The 17187-nt window shown below is 70.7% G+C and carries 12 protein-coding genes and 1 pseudogene; 9 read left to right on the forward strand and 4 right to left on the reverse strand.

What is annotated here, in order from left to right:
• Nucleotides 1–5 precede the first annotated feature (5 nt).
• Complete coding sequence (locus tag ACIGWZ_RS32610; protein WP_400070362.1) at nucleotides 6–1571, reverse strand: aldehyde dehydrogenase family protein; 1566 nt, start codon at nucleotides 1569–1571, stop codon at nucleotides 6–8.
• 559 nt (nucleotides 1572–2130) lie between these two features.
• Between ACIGWZ_RS32610 and ACIGWZ_RS32615 the strand changes: the two genes are divergently transcribed.
• From ACIGWZ_RS32615 to ACIGWZ_RS32630, 4 genes are all read left to right on the forward strand, one after another.
• Entirely contained in the window at nucleotides 2131–3813 is a 1683-nt protein-coding gene (locus tag ACIGWZ_RS32615; protein ID WP_400070363.1) for a thiamine pyrophosphate-binding protein, read from the forward strand.
• Nucleotides 3814–3825: 12 nt separating this feature from the next.
• Nucleotides 3826–5097: a formyl-CoA transferase gene (gene frc, locus ACIGWZ_RS32620; protein ID WP_400070365.1), complete on the forward strand. Its 1272-nt coding sequence runs from the start codon at nucleotides 3826–3828 to the stop codon at nucleotides 5095–5097.
• Nucleotides 5097–7295 (forward strand): acetate--CoA ligase family protein, encoded by a 2199-nt coding sequence (locus ACIGWZ_RS32625; RefSeq protein ID WP_400070367.1) that lies wholly within the window; start codon nucleotides 5097–5099, stop codon nucleotides 7293–7295. Before frc ends, ACIGWZ_RS32625 begins: the two co-directional genes overlap by 1 nt.
• A 255-nt stretch (nucleotides 7296–7550) precedes the next feature.
• Complete coding sequence (locus ACIGWZ_RS32630; RefSeq protein ID WP_400070369.1) at nucleotides 7551–9023, forward strand: OFA family MFS transporter; 1473 nt, start codon at nucleotides 7551–7553, stop codon at nucleotides 9021–9023.
• Between the two features lie 49 nt (nucleotides 9024–9072).
• On the opposite strand, the gene ACIGWZ_RS32635 is transcribed toward ACIGWZ_RS32630, so the two are convergent.
• The gene (locus tag ACIGWZ_RS32635; RefSeq protein WP_400070371.1) at nucleotides 9073–9444 is read right to left on the reverse strand and encodes a chorismate mutase; all 372 of its coding nucleotides are present in this window, start codon (nucleotides 9442–9444) and stop codon (nucleotides 9073–9075) included.
• A 172-nt stretch (nucleotides 9445–9616) separates the two neighbouring features.
• Complete coding sequence (locus ACIGWZ_RS32640) at nucleotides 9617–10294, reverse strand: GntR family transcriptional regulator (RefSeq protein ID WP_400070373.1); 678 nt, start codon at nucleotides 10292–10294, stop codon at nucleotides 9617–9619.
• Nucleotides 10295–10656: 362 nt separating this feature from the next.
• Between ACIGWZ_RS32640 and ACIGWZ_RS32645 the strand changes: the two are divergent.
• Both ACIGWZ_RS32645 and fdhD read left to right on the forward strand, forming a co-directional pair.
• Nucleotides 10657–10796 (forward strand): annotated as a pseudogene (locus ACIGWZ_RS32645) (Fe-S-binding domain-containing protein); the annotation flags it as partial.
• 31 nt (nucleotides 10797–10827) lie between these two features.
• Complete coding sequence (fdhD, locus tag ACIGWZ_RS32650; RefSeq protein WP_400070375.1) at nucleotides 10828–11682, forward strand: formate dehydrogenase accessory sulfurtransferase FdhD; 855 nt, start codon at nucleotides 10828–10830, stop codon at nucleotides 11680–11682.
• An 89-nt stretch (nucleotides 11683–11771) separates the two neighbouring features.
• On the opposite strand, the gene ACIGWZ_RS32655 is transcribed toward fdhD, so the two are convergent.
• A complete protein-coding gene (locus ACIGWZ_RS32655; protein ID WP_400070377.1) occupies nucleotides 11772–12215 on the reverse strand; it encodes a MarR family winged helix-turn-helix transcriptional regulator in 444 nt (147 codons plus the stop codon).
• Between the two features lie 184 nt (nucleotides 12216–12399).
• Here ACIGWZ_RS32655 and ACIGWZ_RS32660 point away from each other — a divergent pair, with 184 nt between their 5' ends.
• The 3 genes from ACIGWZ_RS32660 (at nucleotide 12400) to ACIGWZ_RS32670 (ending at nucleotide 17110) form a co-directional block, all read left to right on the forward strand.
• The gene (locus tag ACIGWZ_RS32660; RefSeq protein WP_400070379.1) at nucleotides 12400–13341 is read left to right on the forward strand and encodes a zinc-binding alcohol dehydrogenase family protein; all 942 of its coding nucleotides are present in this window, start codon (nucleotides 12400–12402) and stop codon (nucleotides 13339–13341) included.
• A 330-nt stretch (nucleotides 13342–13671) separates the two neighbouring features.
• A complete protein-coding gene (locus ACIGWZ_RS32665; RefSeq protein ID WP_400070381.1) occupies nucleotides 13672–15657 on the forward strand; it encodes an exo-alpha-sialidase in 1986 nt (661 codons plus the stop codon).
• A 226-nt stretch (nucleotides 15658–15883) separates the two neighbouring features.
• Entirely contained in the window at nucleotides 15884–17110 is a 1227-nt protein-coding gene (locus ACIGWZ_RS32670) for a cytochrome P450 (protein ID WP_400070383.1), read from the forward strand.
• Nucleotides 17111–17187 lie beyond the last annotated feature (77 nt).

Here is a 17187-nt window from a genome sequence, read left to right on the forward strand (position 1 = left end):
CGTCGTCAGGGCATGAGGTGGTAGTCGGGGAAGTTGCCCGGCAGGCGCTCGGACGGTGGGCCCTCGGTCACCGCCCGTACGAGGAGTTCGCCGCCCACGAAGGCGCCGCTCCAGGAATTGCCGAAGCCGCCGAATAGTTCCTCGCGGTCGCCGCGGGAGCGGGGCTTGCCGTGGCCGACCTTGAAGGCACGGATCTGGGGGGCCAGGCGGGCATAGGTGTCGGGGTCGTCGGTGGAGAGGGTGGCGACCAGGGCGCCGTTGCTGGCGTTCATGGCGGCGAGGAGTTCGGCCTCGGTGTCGACGAGGACGATGGTGTCGACGGGGCCGAAGGGTTCGGCGTGGTGGAGAGGGGAGGACGGGGGCGGGGACAGAAGGGTGGTGGGCGGCAGATACGCGGAGGTGTCCTGGGAGGGGAGGAACCACCCCGTGGCGAGGTCGCCGCGGTGGAGGGGGACGGCGCCGCGGGAGATGGCCTCCGTCGTCAGGTCGGCAAGCTCCTTGGCCTTGGCTGCGTTGATGAGGGGGCCGAAGTCGAGGGTGGGGAGGGGGCCGTCGGGGGCGGCGACGGCCAGTGGATGGCCGAAGCGGACGCTGCGTACGGCCGGGAGGTAGGCGGCGAGGAAGTCGGCGAACGCCTCGCGCTGGACGACGAAGCGGGGGTAGGCGGTGCACCGCTGTTTGGCGTAGTCGAAGGTCTTGTGGAGCAGGGGGGTGAGGGCTTCCCAGTCGGTGTGGTTCCAGATGGCCCAGGTGTTGAGGCCCTCTTGTTCGAGGATGTGGCGTTTGCCGAGGTCGGCGACGGCGGTGGCGACGCGGGCGCCGGTGTCACGGCCGCCGACGAAGGAGACACAGCCGATGTCCGGTGAGCCGACGAGGGCCGGGGACAGCTCCCCGCCGCTGCCGCTGACGAGGCTGACCGGGACGCCCTCTCGGGCCGCGAGGGCGCAGGCGAGCGTCAGACAGGCCAGGCCGCCGTCGGTCGGCGTCTTGGCGATCACGGCGTTGCCGGCCAGGGCCTGGACGAGCATCGCGTGGATCAGGACCGACATGGGGTAGTTCCAGCTGGCGATGTTGCTCACCGGGCCGGGGAGGGGCGAGCGGTCGCCGAGCATGCGGTCTATCTCCGCGACGTACCAGCGGACGCCGTCGATGGCGCGGTCGACGTCGGCCTGGGCGAGCTTCCAGGGCTTGCCGATCTCCCAGACGAGTAGGAGGGCGAGCAGCTCGCGGTGTTCGGTGAGGGCGTCGAGGGTGGCGGAGATGCGCGCCTTGCGTTCGGGGAGCGGGGCGTGGCACCAGGCGCGGTGCTGGTCGAGGGAGGCGCGTACGGCGCGCAGCGCGGCGTCGGCGTCGAGGCGGGGCGGGCCGGCGATGGGAGTGCCGTCCACCGGGCTGGTGGCGGGCAGCGGGGCGCCGTCCTGGTGCCAGGCGGCGGCCCAGAGGTTGAGGACATGGTCGTCGCGGAACGCTTCGGGGGCGGCGGCCAGGCTGCGTTGCCAGGCGTCCTGCCAGGACGTGCCGGGTTTGAGGATGAGGGTGGGGGTGGGGCGGGCTTCAGAGGTGGGTGCCATCGGTGTCTCCGCTCTCGGTGCACGGCCGGAGGGGCAGGGTGGTGGCGCTCGAGCGGCTCCCGGGGGAACCGTGTTACTGGACGGTAGTGGTGCGGGCGGTGCGGTGGGACGGTCCGGCGTCAGGTATGGCGAGTGTCACTCGGGGCGGGCGGCGGGACCACCTGGACGCCGTCGGGTTCTCCCCTGGCGGACCACGCCGCTTCCCGGCGTCGGCCCGGGCCGTGCCATCAGCCGGTGGCGTCGTCCACTGTGGACGGACAGCCGCCTCGCGAAGCGGCGGCCCGCCGCGTACGGCGGTACAGGTGGCTCAGGTGGCTCAGGTGGCTCAGATGACTCAGCGAGCGACCGGGACCAACGCGCCGCATCCGCCGCAGAGTTCCCCCTTCTGACGTTCCGGCAGGTCCGCCCCCGCTCCTTTGGCTGATCGCCGTGCGCCCTCTGGACATCGGCGATCCGATGAGGGATAACGGGTTCATACAGTATTCGTCGACTGTATGCAATCCATCGCGAATCCGGTCCGGACGCCTGCCGACACCTCTACGAAGGGAAGCGATGCCCCATGCCCGAGGACGCCCAAGACCTCATCTCCGGTGGTCACTTGGTCGCCAAGGCGCTCAAGGCGGAGGGGGTCGACGTCATCTACACCCTCTGCGGCGGCCACATCATCGACATCTACGACGGCTGCGTGGACGAGGGCATCGACGTGGTCGACGTACGCCATGAACAGGTCGCCGCGCACGCCGCCGACGGCTATGCCCGGATCACCGGCAAGCCGGGCTGCGCGGTGGTCACCGCGGGCCCCGGCACCACGGACGCGGTCACCGGCGTCGCCAACGCCTTCCGCGCCGAGTCGCCGATGCTGCTGATCGGCGGTCAGGGCGCGCACAGTCAGCACAAGATGGGGTCGCTGCAGGACCTCCCGCACGTCGACATGTTGGCGCCGATCACCAAGTTCGCCGCTACGGTCCCCGATACCGCGCGGGCCGCGGACATGGTCTCGATGGCCTTCCGCGAGTGCTACCACGGCGCGCCGGGGCCGTCGTTCCTGGAGATCCCCAGGGACGTACTGGACGCCAGGGTGCCGCGGGAGACGGCCCGGATTCCGCGGGCCGGGCAGTACCGCGCCTCGACCCGCTCGGCCGGCGACCCCGAGGCCGTGCAGAAGCTCGCCGATCTCCTCGTACGGGCCGAGAAACCGGCGATTCTGCTGGGCAGTCAGGTGTGGACGACCCGGGCCACGGACGCGGCGACCGAGCTCGTACGGACCCTCGATGTCCCCGCCTACATGAACGGCGCCGGCCGCGGCACGCTGCCGCCCGGCGATCCGCACCACTTCCAGCTCTCCCGCCGCTACGCCTTCGCCCACGCCGACCTGATCGTCGTCGTCGGCACCCCCTTCGACTTCCGGATGGGCTACGGCAAGCGCCTCTCCCCCGCCGCGACCGTCGTCCAGATCGACCTGGACTACCGGACGGTGGGCAGGAACCGGGACATCGATCTCGGGGTCGTCGGCGATGCGGGACTGGTGCTGGCGGCCGCTACGGAGGCCGCGTCCGGGCAGCTCAACGGCGGTGCCGCCAAGCGCAAGGAGTGGCTGGAGGAGCTGCGGGCGGCGGAGCGGGCCGCCGTCGAGAAGCGGCTGCCGCAGCTGCGCTCGGACGCCGACCCGATCCACCCGTACCGCCTGGTCAGCGAGATCAATGACTTCCTGACCGAGGACTCGGTCTACATCGGGGACGGCGGGGACATCGTCACCTTCTCCGGGCAGGTCGTGCAGCCCAAGTCGCCCGGCCACTGGATGGACCCGGGGCCGCTGGGGACGCTGGGTGTGGGGATCCCCTTCGTGATGGCCGCCAAGCAGGCCCGGCCGGAGAAGGAAGTCGTCGCGCTCTTCGGCGACGGGGCGTTCTCGCTGACCGGCTGGGACTTCGAGACGCTGGTCCGCTTCAACCTCCCCTTCGTCGGGATCGTCGGCAACAACTCCTCGATGAACCAGATCCGTTACGGCCAGCGGGCCAAGTACGGCGACGCCCGCGAGCGGGTCGGCAACACCCTCGGCGATGTGCCGTACGACCGGTTCGCGCGGATGCTCGGCGGATACGGCGAGGAGGTCCGTGACCCCGCGGGGATCCGGCCGGCCCTCGAGCGCGCGCGCGAGTCCGGCAAGCCGTCGCTGATCAACGTCTGGGTCGACCCGGACGCCTACGCCCCCGGAACCATGAACCAGACCATGTACAAGTGAGGTGATCCGGCCGTGGAGAAAGCACTCGGCGCAACGGGAGAAGCTCCCGGCAGCGCGGGAAAGGCACTCGGCGGTGTCCGTGTCCTGGACATGACCCACGTACAGTCCGGCCCGTCCGCCACCCAGCTGCTCGCCTGGCTCGGCGCGGACGTCATCAAGCTGGAGGCGACCACCGGTGACATCACGCGCAGGCAGCTGCGCGACATCCCGGACGTCGACTCCCTCTACTTCACGATGCTCAACTGCAACAAGCGCAGCATCACCCTCAACACCAAGACCGAACGCGGCAAGGAGCTGCTGACCGAACTGATCGGGCGCAGCGACGTCCTGGTGGAGAACTTCGGGCCCGGCGCGGTGGACCGGATGGGCTTCACCTGGGAGCGCATCCAGGAGATCAACCCGCGGATCGTCTACGCCTCGATCAAGGGCTTCGGCGACGGCCCGTACACCGGCTTCAAGGCGTACGAGGTGGTGGCGCAGGCGATGGGCGGGGCGATGGCGACGACCGGCTTCGAGGACGGGCCGCCGCTGGCGACCGGGGCGCAGATCGGCGACTCGGGGACCGGTGTGCACTGCGTCGCCGGGATCCTCGCGGCGCTCTACCAGCGCGAGCACACCGGCCGCGGGCAGCGGGTCAATGTGGCGATGCAGCATGCGGTGCTGAACCTGTGCCGGGTCAAGCTGCGCGATCAACAACGCCTGGCGCGCGGGCCGTTGGCGGAGTATCCGAACGAGAACTTCGGCGACGAGGTGCCGCGCAGCGGTAATGCGAGCGGCGGCGGGCAGCCGGGGTGGGCGGTGCGGTGTGCGCCCGGGGGCCCCAACGACTACGTCTACGTCATTGTTCAGCCGGTCGGCTGGCGGCCGCTGACCACGCTGATCGGGCGGCCCGAGCTGGCCGAGGACCCGGAGTGGGCGACGCCGGAGGCCCGGCTGCCCAAGCTCGCGAAGATGTTCCAGCTGATCGAGGAGTGGAGCGACACGCTGCCCAAGTGGGAGGTGCTGGAGCGGCTGAATGCCCACAACATCCCCTGCGGGCCGATCCTTTCGACGAAGGAGATCGTCGAGGACGCCTCGCTGGCGGACAACGAGATGGTCGTGCGGGTCGAGCATCCGGAGCGCGGCGCCTTCACCACCGTCGGTTCGCCGCTGAAGCTTTCCGACTCCCCCGTCGAGGTCGATCGCTCGCCGCTGCTGGGCGAGCACAACGACGAGGTGTACGCGGGCGAGCTGGGGCTGGACGACGGGGAACTGCGGCTGCTCAAGGCGAACGGAGTCATCTGATGAGTCATCAGGATTCGGACCGTAAAAGCCAACAGAACCGGCGGGAACCGCAGGACCGGCAGGACCCGCAGGACCGGCAGGAGACCGTCCGGGCCGTGCTGTCCGCCGCCCGGGCCGAAGGGCGGACGGCGCTGACCGCGCCCGAGGGCAAGCTGGTCACGGATGCGTACGGCATTCCCACCCCGGCGGAGGGTCTTGCGGAGTGCGCCGATGACGCGGTGGCGCTCGCCGACCGGATCGGATTCCCGGTCGCGCTGAAGATCGTCTCGCCGGACATCCTGCACAAGACGGATGCCGGCGGGGTGCGGGTCGGGCTGGGGTCGGCGGCCGAGGTCCGGGGCGCGTTCACCGCGATCGTGCGGAACGCGAAGGCGTACGACCCGCGGGCGCGGATCGCCGGTGTGCAGGTGCAGCAGATGGTGCCCGAGGGGCAGGAGGTGATCGTCGGGTCGGTCACCGATCCGAGCTTCGGGAAGATCGTGGCGTTCGGGCTCGGCGGGGTGCTGGTCGAGGTCCTCAAGGACGTCACTTTCCGCCTCGCCCCGGCCTCGGCGCAGGACGCGGCCTCGATGCTGGACGGCATCAAGGCGGCGGAGATACTGCGCGGGGTGCGTGGCGCGCCGCCCGTGGACCGTGCCGCACTGACCGACCTCATCGTCCGCACGTCCCAACTGGCCGCGGATTTCCCGGAGATAGCCGAGGTGGATCTCAATCCGGTGTTCGCGTCGGCGGACGGGGCGATGGCCGCGGATGTCCGCATCCTGCTGAGCGAGGGGGCGGTGGCGGAGCGCCGTAAGCACTCCAGGGACGAGATCCTCGCCGCGATGGGGCGGCTGATGCGGCCGCGTTCGGTGGCGGTCATCGGGGCCTCCAACGAGCGGGGCAAGATCGGCAATTCGGTGATGCGCAATCTCCTCGACGGCGGCTTCCCCGGGGAAATCCATCCGGTGCATCCCAAGGCCGAGGACATTCTCGGCCGCAAGGCGTACAAGTCGGTGATGGATGTGCCGGGAGAAGTGGATGTGGCGGTGTTCGCCATCCCCGCGCCGCTCGTCCCCGCGGCGCTGGAGGAGGTCGGCCGCAAGAACGTCCCGAATGCCGTCCTGATCCCGTCCGGCTTCGCCGAGACCGGTGAACACGCCCTCCAGGAACGGATCGTGGCCATCGGCGAGGAGTACGGGGTGCGGCTGCTGGGGCCGAACATCTACGGCTACTACTCCACCTGGCACGACCTGTGCGCGACGTTCTGCACGCCGTACGACGTCAAGGGCGGGGTGGCGCTGACCTCGCAGTCCGGCGGCATCGGGATGGCGATCCTCGGCTTCGCCCGGACCACCCGGACCGGCGTCTCGGCGATCGTCGGGCTCGGCAACAAGTCGGACGTGGACGAGGACGACCTCCTCACCTATTTCGGTGAGGACCCCCACACCCATTGCATCGCCATGCACGTGGAAGATCTCAAGGACGGCCGGGCGTTCGTCGAGGCGGCGCGGGAGACCGTACGCAAGAAGCCGATCGTGGTGCTGAAGGCCGGGCGCACCGGTGCGGGCGCGCGGGCCGCCGGATCGCATACGGGCGCACTGGCCGGGGACGACGCGGTGTACGACGACATCCTGCGGCAGGCCGGAGTCATCCGGGCGCCGGGGCTGAACGACATGCTGGAGTACGCGCGGGCGCTGCCCGTCCTGCCCACCCCCAAGGGCGACAACGTCGTCGTCATCACCGGCGCCGGCGGTTCCGGCGTCCTGCTCTCGGACGCCATCGTCGACAACGGCCTGCGGCTGATGGACATTCCCGAGGACCTCGACGCCGCCTTCCGCCGCTTCATCCCCCCGTTCGGCGCGGCAGGCAACCCGGTGGACATCACGGGCGGCGAGCCGCCGTCCACGTACGAGGCCACCATCCGGCTGGGCATGACGGACCCGCGGATCCATGCGCTGGTGCTCGGCTACTGGCACACCCTCGTCACCCCGCCGATGGCCTTCGCGAAGCTGACGGCACGGGTCGTCGAGGAGTTCCGGGCGCGCGGGATCGAGAAGCCCGTGGTGGCGTCGCTCGCCGGGGACACCCAGGTCGAGGAGGCCGCCGCGTATCTCTTCGCGCGGGGCGTCGTGGCCTACCCCTACACCACCGAGAAGCCGGTGGCGGCGCTCGGTGCGAAATACCGCTGGGCGCGGGCGGCCGGGTTGCTGGGCTGACCCCGCCGCTCTCCGGGAGCACGAAGAGATCGGACAGGGGGCGCACTGACCGGGTTCTTTCGATTCCTAAGGGCTGTCCCGTAATGCCTGGTGGATTCAGCGCACGGCGTCAGATGCGGTGCATCGCAAGGCGGAGGGACGTCCGGATACTGGGCGTATCCGGATGTTCCGACAACGCGGCGAGGTGCCGTAGCTGTCGTCGTGCGCCCGCCAGGCATTACGGGACAGCCCTTAGGGGAATTCCAAGGGGATGAAATGAGCGCAGAGAAGGAACGGCATGCGAGGGCGGTCGCATTCCGGGAAATCACGGACAGCAAGGGCCGGGTCTACCGAATAGGCGAGACCGACCGGGACCTGCTCGGATATTCCCGCAAGCTGATGGTGTATCTGCCGTGGATCGCGATGATGGCCATCAGCGTTTCGGAGTACGCATACGGTTCGGCCGAGGACACCCTCTCGGGAGCCCATGGCTGGTCGCAGAGCAACACCTTCTGGATCCTGAGCGTCTGGGTGTTCTTCCAGGCCGGCGTCGCCTTTCCGGCGGGCTGGCTGCGCGAGCGGGGAATACTGACCGCCCGCAAGGCCATGTTCCTGGGGTCGGTACTCTGCCTCGTCGGCTTTGCCGCACTCGCCCACCTGGACAACGTCTTCCTGGCCGTCTGCGGCTTCGGCGTGGTCGGCGGCCTCGGCTCCGGCCTCATCTACGCCACCTGCATCAATATGGTCGGCAAGTGGTTCCCCGAGCGGCGCGGCGCGAAGACGGGATTCGTGAACGGCGGTTTCGCCTATGGCGCGCTGCCCTTCATCTTCCTCTTCAACTACGCCTTCGACACCAGCAATTTCGCCGAAGTACTGGACCTCATCGGCGTCTACGTCCTGCTCGTGGTGGGCGTCTGCGCCTGGTTCTTCAAGGATCCGCCGAAGAACTGGTGGCCCGCCGACATCGACCCGATCCCCAGCTCCCGGCCCCTCCCCCAGGCCTCCGGCGCCGATCGGGCAGGGCGGATCCCCGTGCACACGGCTGGCGCCAGGAGCTACGCCGGCAACAAAAAGAGCGCCGCGAGCCTGGCCAAGAACCCGCCCGCGGTACGGCAGTTCACCCCCAAGGAAGCCATGCGGACCGGCATGCTTCCGCTGATGTGGATCACCGTCGTCATGACCGCCGGGGTGTCCATCTTCGGGATTTCCTTCCAGGTGGACTTCGCGAAGGAAATCGGGTTCGGGCCGCTGGTCGCCGCCTCGTCGATGGGCGTGATGTCCGTCGTCAACGGCGTCGGGCGGGCGGTGGTCGGCTGGCTGTCCGACGTGTGGGGCCGGAAGCCGACCCTGGTGTTCGTCATCGTCGTACTGGGTCTGGCGCAGTTCGGCGTGATCTGGGCGGGCAGGATCCACAGCGAATGGCTGTTCCTGGTCTTCGCCTTCCTCTCGGGATTCGGCGGCGGCGCCTTCTACCCGATGTTCGCGGCCCTGACCCCGGACTACTTCGGCGAGAACTACAACGCCACCAATTACGGGCTGGTCTACAGCGGAAAGCTGGTCAGCGGCCTGTTCGGCGGCGGGCTGGGCTCGATGGTGGTCGACGCCTGGGGATACGACGGCGCGTATGCGCTGGCCGGCGGTGTTTCGATGGTGGCGGCCGCGCTTGCCCTGCTGCTGCACCGGCCCGGTCGTACCAGGGTGCGCGATGTGACACCCAATCCCCGGCCGATCAGCCGGGAAATGATCTGAAACGGCGCGGGAATTGCCCCGACGAGGGCGAAAGGGCCGTCCTTCCGGCTCAGCCGACGGACGGTCCGCCGCCCTGCGTGCCCCGCGTGCCGTCGGCGATCGCCCGGTGATGCCGGACGACCTCTTCGATGATGAAGTTCAGGAACTTCTCCGCGAACGCCGGATCCAACCGGGCGTCCTCGGCCAGCCGCCGCAGCCGCTCGATCTGTGCGGCCTCCCGCGTCGGGTCGGCGGGCGGCAGGCTGTGCCGGGCCTTGAGTTCGCCGACCTGCTGGGTGCACTTGAAGCGCTCGGCGAGCAGATGCACCAGGGCGGCGTCGAGGTTGTCGATGCTGCTGCGCAGATAGTTCAGCCGCTCACGGGCCGCCTGGTCGGCGACCGCGGCCGCCTCGCCCGCGGAAGGTGCTGTCCCCTCGCTCATGTGCCTCTCGCCATTCATGGTCGGTGCGGTGGTCGTGAAGGTGTTGCGTGCGCGATGGTGCTTTGTTCGTGATCGGATGCACATTACCCGGAGCGGGGCGCGGCGGCGGGGCTGGTCTCGCGGATCGGAACGGGGGCGTGCGCCGGTACCGCTTCGCCGGGCCCGGCGCGCCTCAGGAACGCTCGCGCTCATGGTAAGTGCGGCGCGTGTGCTCGGTGTGCGCCCGCATCACCTCGGTGGCCCGCGCCTCGTCCCGGTCGGCGATCGCCGCGATCAGCGCGCGGTGCTCGATCCACGACTGCTTGCCGCGCTGCCGGGCCACCGGCGTGTAGTACCAGCGCACCCGCCGTCCGACCTGTGCGGCCAGCTCCGCGAGCACCGCATTGCCGGCCAGCTCCATCACCTTCGCGTGGAATGCCGCGTTGGTCGCCACCGCGCCGTCCACGTCGTCGTCCAGGACGGCGCGCTCTCCCTCGGCGCACAGCCGCTCCAGCTCCGCGATGCCGGCCGACCCGGCGTTGGCCGCCGCGAGCCGGGCCGCCTCCGCCTCCAGCAGCGTACGGACCGTCAGCAGCTGGTCCGCCTCCTCCTCGGTCGGCTCGTGCACAAAGGCGCCCTGGGCCGGACGCAGATCCACCCATCCGTCGGTGTTGAGCCGCTGCAGCGCCTCGCGGACCGGCTGCCGGGAGACCCCCAGGTGACCGGCGAGCTCGCTCTCGACCAGATGCTGGCCGGGGCGCAGCGCGCGGGTGGTGATCAGTTCGAGCAGCGCTTCATAGACGCGCTCGCGCAGCGGGCCGGGTCGTTCGAGCTTCGGCACGGCTCCCTGCGGTAGCCCTGTGGACAGCATCGAGGTCCCCTCTGTGGACGCGTACGGAAAGCGGCATGGGAGGTGGCATGGAAGGCGCCATGGAAAGCGCCGTGGAAGGCGGTAAGGCGGGCATACGGGCGGCGATTGGTTATCGTCTACAGTCTACCGAGAGTGTGCCCTACCACACAGGGTGACCTGGTGACGTACGTCACGGGGCCGATGGTCGCGGTCGCCAACTGTCCCGGCGGGGAAGGCGGTTGACGCAACCTTGCCGAGTTCTTCGGCCTCCTTGCCCGGCCAGACCGAATACTGTAGACAATATTCGTCGGCCTTCTCTCTCCTGGGCGCTGCCACGGTCGCCGGGTGGCCGGATCAAGATCTCCGCGCTCCGGGGCGACCGCGGCGTCGGCCGCAACCTCACCCTGCACGTGCAGGAGAATGAGAGCGCCAAGGTCACCTCGCCGCACGCAACCCGGTGGCCCACGGCAACCTCTGCATCAAGGGCCGCTTCGGCTGCCGGCACCTACGGAACCGGGACTGAGCACCACCGGTGAGGACGGGACTGATCGGACATGGGACGAGTCACGGAGCGACGCAAGGTGATCCGTATCCGCGACGGTGCCGTGAGCACCCGCCCGGACACCCTCGTCGCCGAGGAACCGCTGGAGATACGCCTGGGCGGAAAGCCGCTGGCGATCACGATGCGTACGCCCGGTGACGACTTCGCGCTGGCGGCGGGCTTCCTCGTCAGCGAGGGCGTCCTGGCGAACGCCGATGACCTGGCGAACATCGTTTACTGCGCGGGGGCTACGGAGGACGGGAGTAATACGTACAACGTCGTCGATGTCCGGCTCGCGGACGGGGTGCCGGTCCCCGACATCACCCTGGAGCGCAATGTCTATACGACGTCCTCGTGCGGGCTGTGCGGCAAGGCCAGCCTGGACGCGGTCCGTACCCAGGCGCGCTGGGCGCTGGACACCTCCCCCGACACCCCGGTCCGCGTCGAACCGGCGACGCTGACCGCCCTCCCCGACCGACTCCGGGCCGCACAGCGGGTCTTCGAGCGGACCGGGGGCCTGCATGCGGCCGCGCTGTTCACCACGGACGGGGAACTGCTCGACATCCGGGAGGACGTAGGACGCCACAACGCCGTGGACAAGATCGTCGGACTGGCGCTCCAGCGGGGGCTGTTGCCGCTGTCGTCCTGCGTCCTGATGGTCTCCGGGCGGGCGTCCTTCGAGCTGGTGCAGAAAGCCGTGATGGCCGGCATCCCGGTACTGGCGGCGGTCTCCGCGCCGTCGTCGCTCGCCGTCGATCTGGCCGCCGAGACCGGGCTGACCCTGGTCGGTTTCCTGCGCGGCAGCTCCATGAACGTGTACGCGGGCGAGCACCGCCTCGCCCTGGGCGCGGCCGCCGCCACGGGCTGAGGCCGCGCCCGCCGCACCGGCCGGCAGGGTGCGCCCCCTGCGCCGGTCGGTCCCGGTGGGTCCTGGCCGGCCCCCGGCGGTCTCCTGCGCTACTCCGGCAGCGCGATCCTGGTCAGCAGCGCGACCAACTGCTCGCGCTCCGCCGGGGTCAGAGCCGCGGTCAGCTCCGCGTTGGCCTCGTCGCCGAGCTTCTGCGTGCGGCGCAGCCGCCGCTCGCCCTCGGCCGAGATCTCGATGGCGTTCTTGCGCCGGTCCTTGGGGTCGGGCGCGCGGGTGACCAGCCCGTCCTTCTGCAGGTCGTTGACGATCGCGACCATGTCCTTGGGGTCGATGCTCAGCGTCCGGCCGAGTTCGGCCTGCGATACGGGGCCGAGTTCGGCGACCGCGGACAGCACCGCATGGTGCATCATCCGCATGCCTTCGGCGGCGAGGGCATCGGCGACCATGCGGTGGCCGCGGGCGGCGGCGCGGCCCAGCAGCCAGCTGGGGAGCGCGCGGATGCGGGAAGGGGCGTAGGGCGGGTCGTGGGGCATGGGGCCACCGTATCGAGAAATCCGAGAAGTCGTTGGGATTCCCAATGGATTTTGGGCTATCGTTGGGCCACCCAATGAAACACGGTCGGTGCGTCGGTGTCCGCCAACGCGCTCCGGCCGGCGCCGATGCGCGCCGGCCGACGGCATCCGCACGCCGACCGACGCTCCCTGGAGGTGCCGGCCCATGCGCCGCGTCCGATTCCATGCCTACGGCGGTCCGGAAGTCCTGCGCGTCGAGGACGCCGAAAGCCCGGTGCCCGGCCCCGGCGAGCTGCTGGTGGCTACGGAGGCGATCGGCGTGACGCTGCCGTGCGTGCGCCGGGTGCGCGGGGACGGCAAGGGCGGCGGCGATCCGCTGCCGAGCATGCCCGGTGGCGAGATCGCCGGGGAGGTCGTCGCCGTGGGTCCGGACGTCGGCGGTTTCGCGGTGGGCGACCGCGTCACCTCGCTGACCTTCAAGGGCTCCTACGCCGAACTCACCCTCGCTCCCGCCGTCCTGGCCAGCAGGATCCCCGACGGCGCGAGCGCGGTGCAGGCGGTCGCGCTGGTACGCGGCGGACAGGTCGCGCTGGCGGCGCTGAGCACCGCCGCGCCGGCGGGCACCGAGTCCGTACTGATCACCGGAGCGGCCAGCGCCACCGGGCATCTCGCCGTCCAACTGGCCAAGCTCCAGGGGGTGCCGCGCGTGGTGGCCGCCGTCGGCTCCGCGGCCAAGGCGGAGTTCCTGTACGGGCTCGGGGCCGACGAGGTCGTGACGTACGACCAGGAGTCCTGGGGCGAGCCGGTCGACATCGTGCTGGACGGCGTGGGCGGCGAGCTGCTGCCGCGGGCGCTGGCCGCGCTCGCCGAGGGCGGCCGGCTGATCTTCTTCAACTCCGGTGGCGGCACGGTCCCGGCGTATGAGCTGCTGGCGGGCTCGAAGACCATCACCGGGCTGACGATGCGGCGCTTTTCCACCGTCCACCGGGAGCGGTACGAGCGGCACCAGGCGCAGCTGTGGGAGCTGGCCGGGGAGGGGCGGCTGCGGGCCGCCGTACACGCCGAACTGCCGCTGGCCGACGCCGCGAAGGCGCACGAGATCATCGAGGCGCGGGCCAATCTCGGCAAGGTGGTGCTGCGGCCGTGAGGGGCGGCGGGCAGGGCGGGCGCGGTGCGGACCGGGGGCCTCGGGGCCGCGCGGGGCAACGGGCGACGCATCGGGAACCCCCGGCACAGCCGGAACGCGCGGCACAGCGGGCACACGCGGCCCACCCGCCGCTTCCCACCCGTTCCCCGCGCGCGGCGCACACGGCGCATTGCCTGCGGGCCGGGCGAGTGAAATCCGGGCCCCGTGCCGAGAACTGACGCAGGCTCCTTGTCGCGGTTGGCACACGGCAGTAGCTTCCGTCGCGGATGCACATAGGACGTTGGATGTCCTGATGACCCGACGCCGAACCCCGAAAGGGCAGGCCGGACCATGACGTCAGTTCTCCGCGCACACCCCAGCCCCCGCAGCAGACCCCGGCGGCGCCGCGCCGCGGCCGGTCTCGCCGCGCTGACCGCCGCAGTCCTCGCCCTCCTCCCGACCTCCGCCGCACGGGCCACGCCCGACCCGGCGTCGGACGCGGCCACCTCGGCCACCCTGGACGCCCCGGCCCCCGCGGGCGGATTCGACCAGCAGGTCCTCTTCAAAGCCGCGCAGGAACAGGGCTATACCTGCTTCCGCATACCGGCGATCGTCAAGTCCCCGCGCGGCACCCTCCTCGCCTTCGCCGAAGGCCGGGTGCACGACTGCGGCGACTCGGGCGATATCGACCTGGTCGTCCGGCGCTCCACCGACGGCGGCCTCACCTGGGGGCCCCTCCAGGTCATCAACCACGGCGACGGCGACACGCACGGCAATCCCGCCCCCATCGTGGACCGCCGCACCGGCCGCATCGTCATCGCCGAGACGTACAACGAGGGCCGCGACGACGGTCTCAGCTGCGATGTCCCCTGCGACCGCACCCCGCACCTCCAGTACAGCGACGACGACGGCGTGACCTGGTCCGCGCCCCGGGACCTGACCCCCACCATCCGCCCGCCCGAGTGGAACTCCTGGTACGCCACCGGGCCCGTGCACGGCATCCAGCTCACCCGGGGCCGGCACGCGGGTCGTCTGGTCTTCGGCATCAACGCCGAGAGCTACGCCCAGGGCCGGGTCACCGAGAACCACGCGGCCCTGGTGCACAGCGACGACGGCGGCCGCACCTGGAAGGTCGGCGCGCTGGACACCTGGCCCATCGCCCCCGATGGAACGTTCCGTCAGAAGCCCTCCGAGATGACGCTCCTGGAGCGCACCAACGGCTCGATCTACGTCAACGGCCGCGAGCAGGACGGTACAGACCTGGGCCACCGCACCGCCGCGGTCAGCCGCGACGGCGGCGACTCCTTCGCCGCCCCGTTCCGCGCGATCCCCGACTTCTACGCCCCCATGGTGCAGGCCTCGGCGCTTCGCCTGCCGCGCTCGCACGACGCCGGGCGCGGGCAGACCCGTACCCTCTTCGCCGCGCCCGCCGACCCCGACCGGCGCCGGACGATGACCATCCGCTCCTCCTGGGACGAGGGCCGCACCTGGGAGGGCGTCGACCGGGGCGCACGGGTCACCACCGACTGGTCCGGCTACTCCGACATGGTCGCCCTCTCCCCCGACGTCATCGGCCTGCTCTACGAGGGCGGCAAGGTGGACGCCCGCGACGAGATCCGCTTCGTCCGGTTCACCGAGGACTGGCTCGGCCCGCGCCGCGCCCCCGACCCCACGACCCGCGACGACGCCCCCGGCGCCCGCCCGGCGCTCGTCCTGGGCGGCGCCAGGAGCACCGACGGCGTGTTCGGCGGCGCGCTGGCCTTCGACGGCAGGGACGACGCCGTACGCCTCCCCTACCGCCCCTCGCTCCCCCTCGGCACCCGCGACTTCACCTGCAGCTTCTTCTTCCGCTACGACGCCAGAACCGGTGAACAGCCGATGCTCTGGATGGGCGGCGTGGGCAGCAGATCGCCGCAGGTCGCGGTGAGCGCCGACCCCGCCAACAACCGGATCACCGCGCGCCTCACCGCCGTCGACGGCGCCCGGCCGGCCGCCACCGCGCAGGTCGCGACCGACGGCGCGTACAACGACGGCCGCTGGCACCATCTCGCGCTGCGCCGCACCGGCGGCTGGCTGCTGCTGACCGTGGACCTCATCCGGACCACCGCCGTCCCGGACGTCCCCGGCTCGGTCAGCCGCGGCTCGGTCTTCGGCGTACACCTGGGCCAAAAGCTGGACAGCCGCGCCCAGTTCACCGGTGCGCTGGACGAGGTGCGCGTCTACCGGCGGGCCCTGACCGATGCCGAGCTGTCCGGCGTACGCACCTCCGAGGCGTACGACGCGGGACCGCTGGTGCTGCGGCTGGCGCTCGACCGGGTGCACGCGGACACCACCTAGGGCGGGGCGACGTGGCAGCCTGTGGCGGCGGGTGGCATCGCGGGCCCCGCTCCGCCGGCTGCCCGTCGTCCTCGGCCTGCGGTGATCGCGCCGCCGACCACCACGCACAGGAGACGTCCCGGCCGCCCCTGTCTCCGGCATGGTCGGTCGGTGTCAGAGCCGTGTCAGTCGTGTGTCAGGTCCGTCGGCGAGGGTGGGGCAACCAACCGCCACGAAAGGCAGTCCGATGAGTCAGACGGTTCCCGTCCCGAACGGCCTCCCCATGGAGCGCGATGCGGGCCCCTTCGACCCGCCCCGCCGGATCACCCGGCTGCGCGAGGCCCGCCCGGTCAGCCCCATGGTCTTCCCCGACGGACACGAGGGCTGGCTCGTCACCGGCTACGACGCGGTCCGTCAGCTCATGGCCGACACCCGGTTCAGCTCGCGCCAGGACATCGGCGTGCTCCATGTGCCGTACGAGACCCCCGGCATGCCCGTTCCCACCGAACCGTCCCCGCAGATGCCGGGCGTGTTCATCGCCATGGACCCGCCGGACCACACCCGGCTGCGACGCAGGCTCACCGGCGCCTTCACCGTCAAGCGCATGAAGCAGCTCGAAGAGCACATCGGCGACATCGTCGAGCGGCAACTGGACGAGATGGCGCGCCTCGCCCCGCCGGTCGACCTGGTCAAGGAGTTCGCGCTGCCGGTGCCTTCGCTGGTGATCTGCGAACTGCTCGGTGTCCCCTACGAGGACCGGGAGAGTTTCCAGGCCAACTCCGCCCAGTTCATGGTCAAGGACCAGTCGCTCGACGAAAAGATGGCCGCGCTCGGCGCACTGAACACGTACCTCGCCGAACTGGTCACGCGCAAGCGCGCCGAGCCCGGCGACGACATCCTGTCCGACCTGGCCCGCCATGACGACCTCAGCATCGAGGAGCTGACCGGCGCCGCCTTCCTGCTGCTGCTCGCGGGCCACGAAACCACCGCCAACATGCTGGCGCTGGGCACCTTCGCGCTCCTGGAGCACCCCGAGCAGCTGGCCGAACTGCGCGACGCCCCGGAGCTGCTGCCCGGTGCCGTCGAGGAACTCATGCGCTACCTGTCCGTCGCCGACATCTTCTACCGCTACGCCACGGAGGACCTCGAACTCGGCGGTGAAACCATCGCCAAGGGATCGACCGTCGTCGTCTCGCTGCTGGCCGCCAACCGCGACCCTCAGCGTTTCGACAACCCCGACACCCTGGACGTCCACCGCAAGGCCCGCGGTCACCTGTCCTTCGGCCACGGCATCCACCAATGCCTCGGCCAGCAGCTGGCCCGCATCGAGATGCGCGCCGGTTTCGAGGGACTGCTGCGTCGCTTCCCGACCCTCGAACTCGCCGTCCCCGCCGGCGAGGTGAAGCTCAGGACCGACATGAACATCTACGGCGTCCACGAGCTGCCGGTCACCTGGACGGAAACGGCCCGGTAGAACCGTCGGCCGAGTGCGTCATCCGTCGCGCCCCCTGATGCACGACCGCAAGGAGTCCACCCGCGAGGTGTACGGGT

It is taken from the genome of Streptomyces sp. NPDC053427, from assembly GCF_044544985.1.
GTDB lineage: Bacteria > Actinomycetota > Actinomycetes > Streptomycetales > Streptomycetaceae > Streptomyces.

Bases quoted from the DNA above. Each gene is read 5' to 3' on its own strand.
- ACIGWZ_RS32610 (WP_400070362.1), bottom strand. From the start codon at position 1,571: ATGGCACCCACCTCTGAAGCCCGCCCCACCCCCACCCTCATCCTCAAA.
- ACIGWZ_RS32615 (WP_400070363.1), top strand. From the start codon at position 2,131: ATGCCCGAGGACGCCCAAGACCTCATCTCCGGTGGTCACTTGGTCGCC.
- ACIGWZ_RS32625 (WP_400070367.1), top strand. From the start codon at position 5,097: ATGAGTCATCAGGATTCGGACCGTAAAAGCCAACAGAACCGGCGGGAA.
- ACIGWZ_RS32630 (WP_400070369.1), top strand. From the start codon at position 7,551: ATGAGCGCAGAGAAGGAACGGCATGCGAGGGCGGTCGCATTCCGGGAA.
- ACIGWZ_RS32635 (WP_400070371.1), bottom strand. From the start codon at position 9,444: ATGAGCGAGGGGACAGCACCTTCCGCGGGCGAGGCGGCCGCGGTCGCC.
- ACIGWZ_RS32640 (WP_400070373.1), bottom strand. From the start codon at position 10,294: ATGCTGTCCACAGGGCTACCGCAGGGAGCCGTGCCGAAGCTCGAACGA.
- fdhD (WP_400070375.1), top strand. From the start codon at position 10,828: ATGGGACGAGTCACGGAGCGACGCAAGGTGATCCGTATCCGCGACGGT.
- ACIGWZ_RS32655 (WP_400070377.1), bottom strand. From the start codon at position 12,215: ATGCCCCACGACCCGCCCTACGCCCCTTCCCGCATCCGCGCGCTCCCC.
- ACIGWZ_RS32660 (WP_400070379.1), top strand. From the start codon at position 12,400: ATGCGCCGCGTCCGATTCCATGCCTACGGCGGTCCGGAAGTCCTGCGC.
- ACIGWZ_RS32665 (WP_400070381.1), top strand. From the start codon at position 13,672: ATGACGTCAGTTCTCCGCGCACACCCCAGCCCCCGCAGCAGACCCCGG.
- ACIGWZ_RS32670 (WP_400070383.1), top strand. From the start codon at position 15,884: ATGAGTCAGACGGTTCCCGTCCCGAACGGCCTCCCCATGGAGCGCGAT.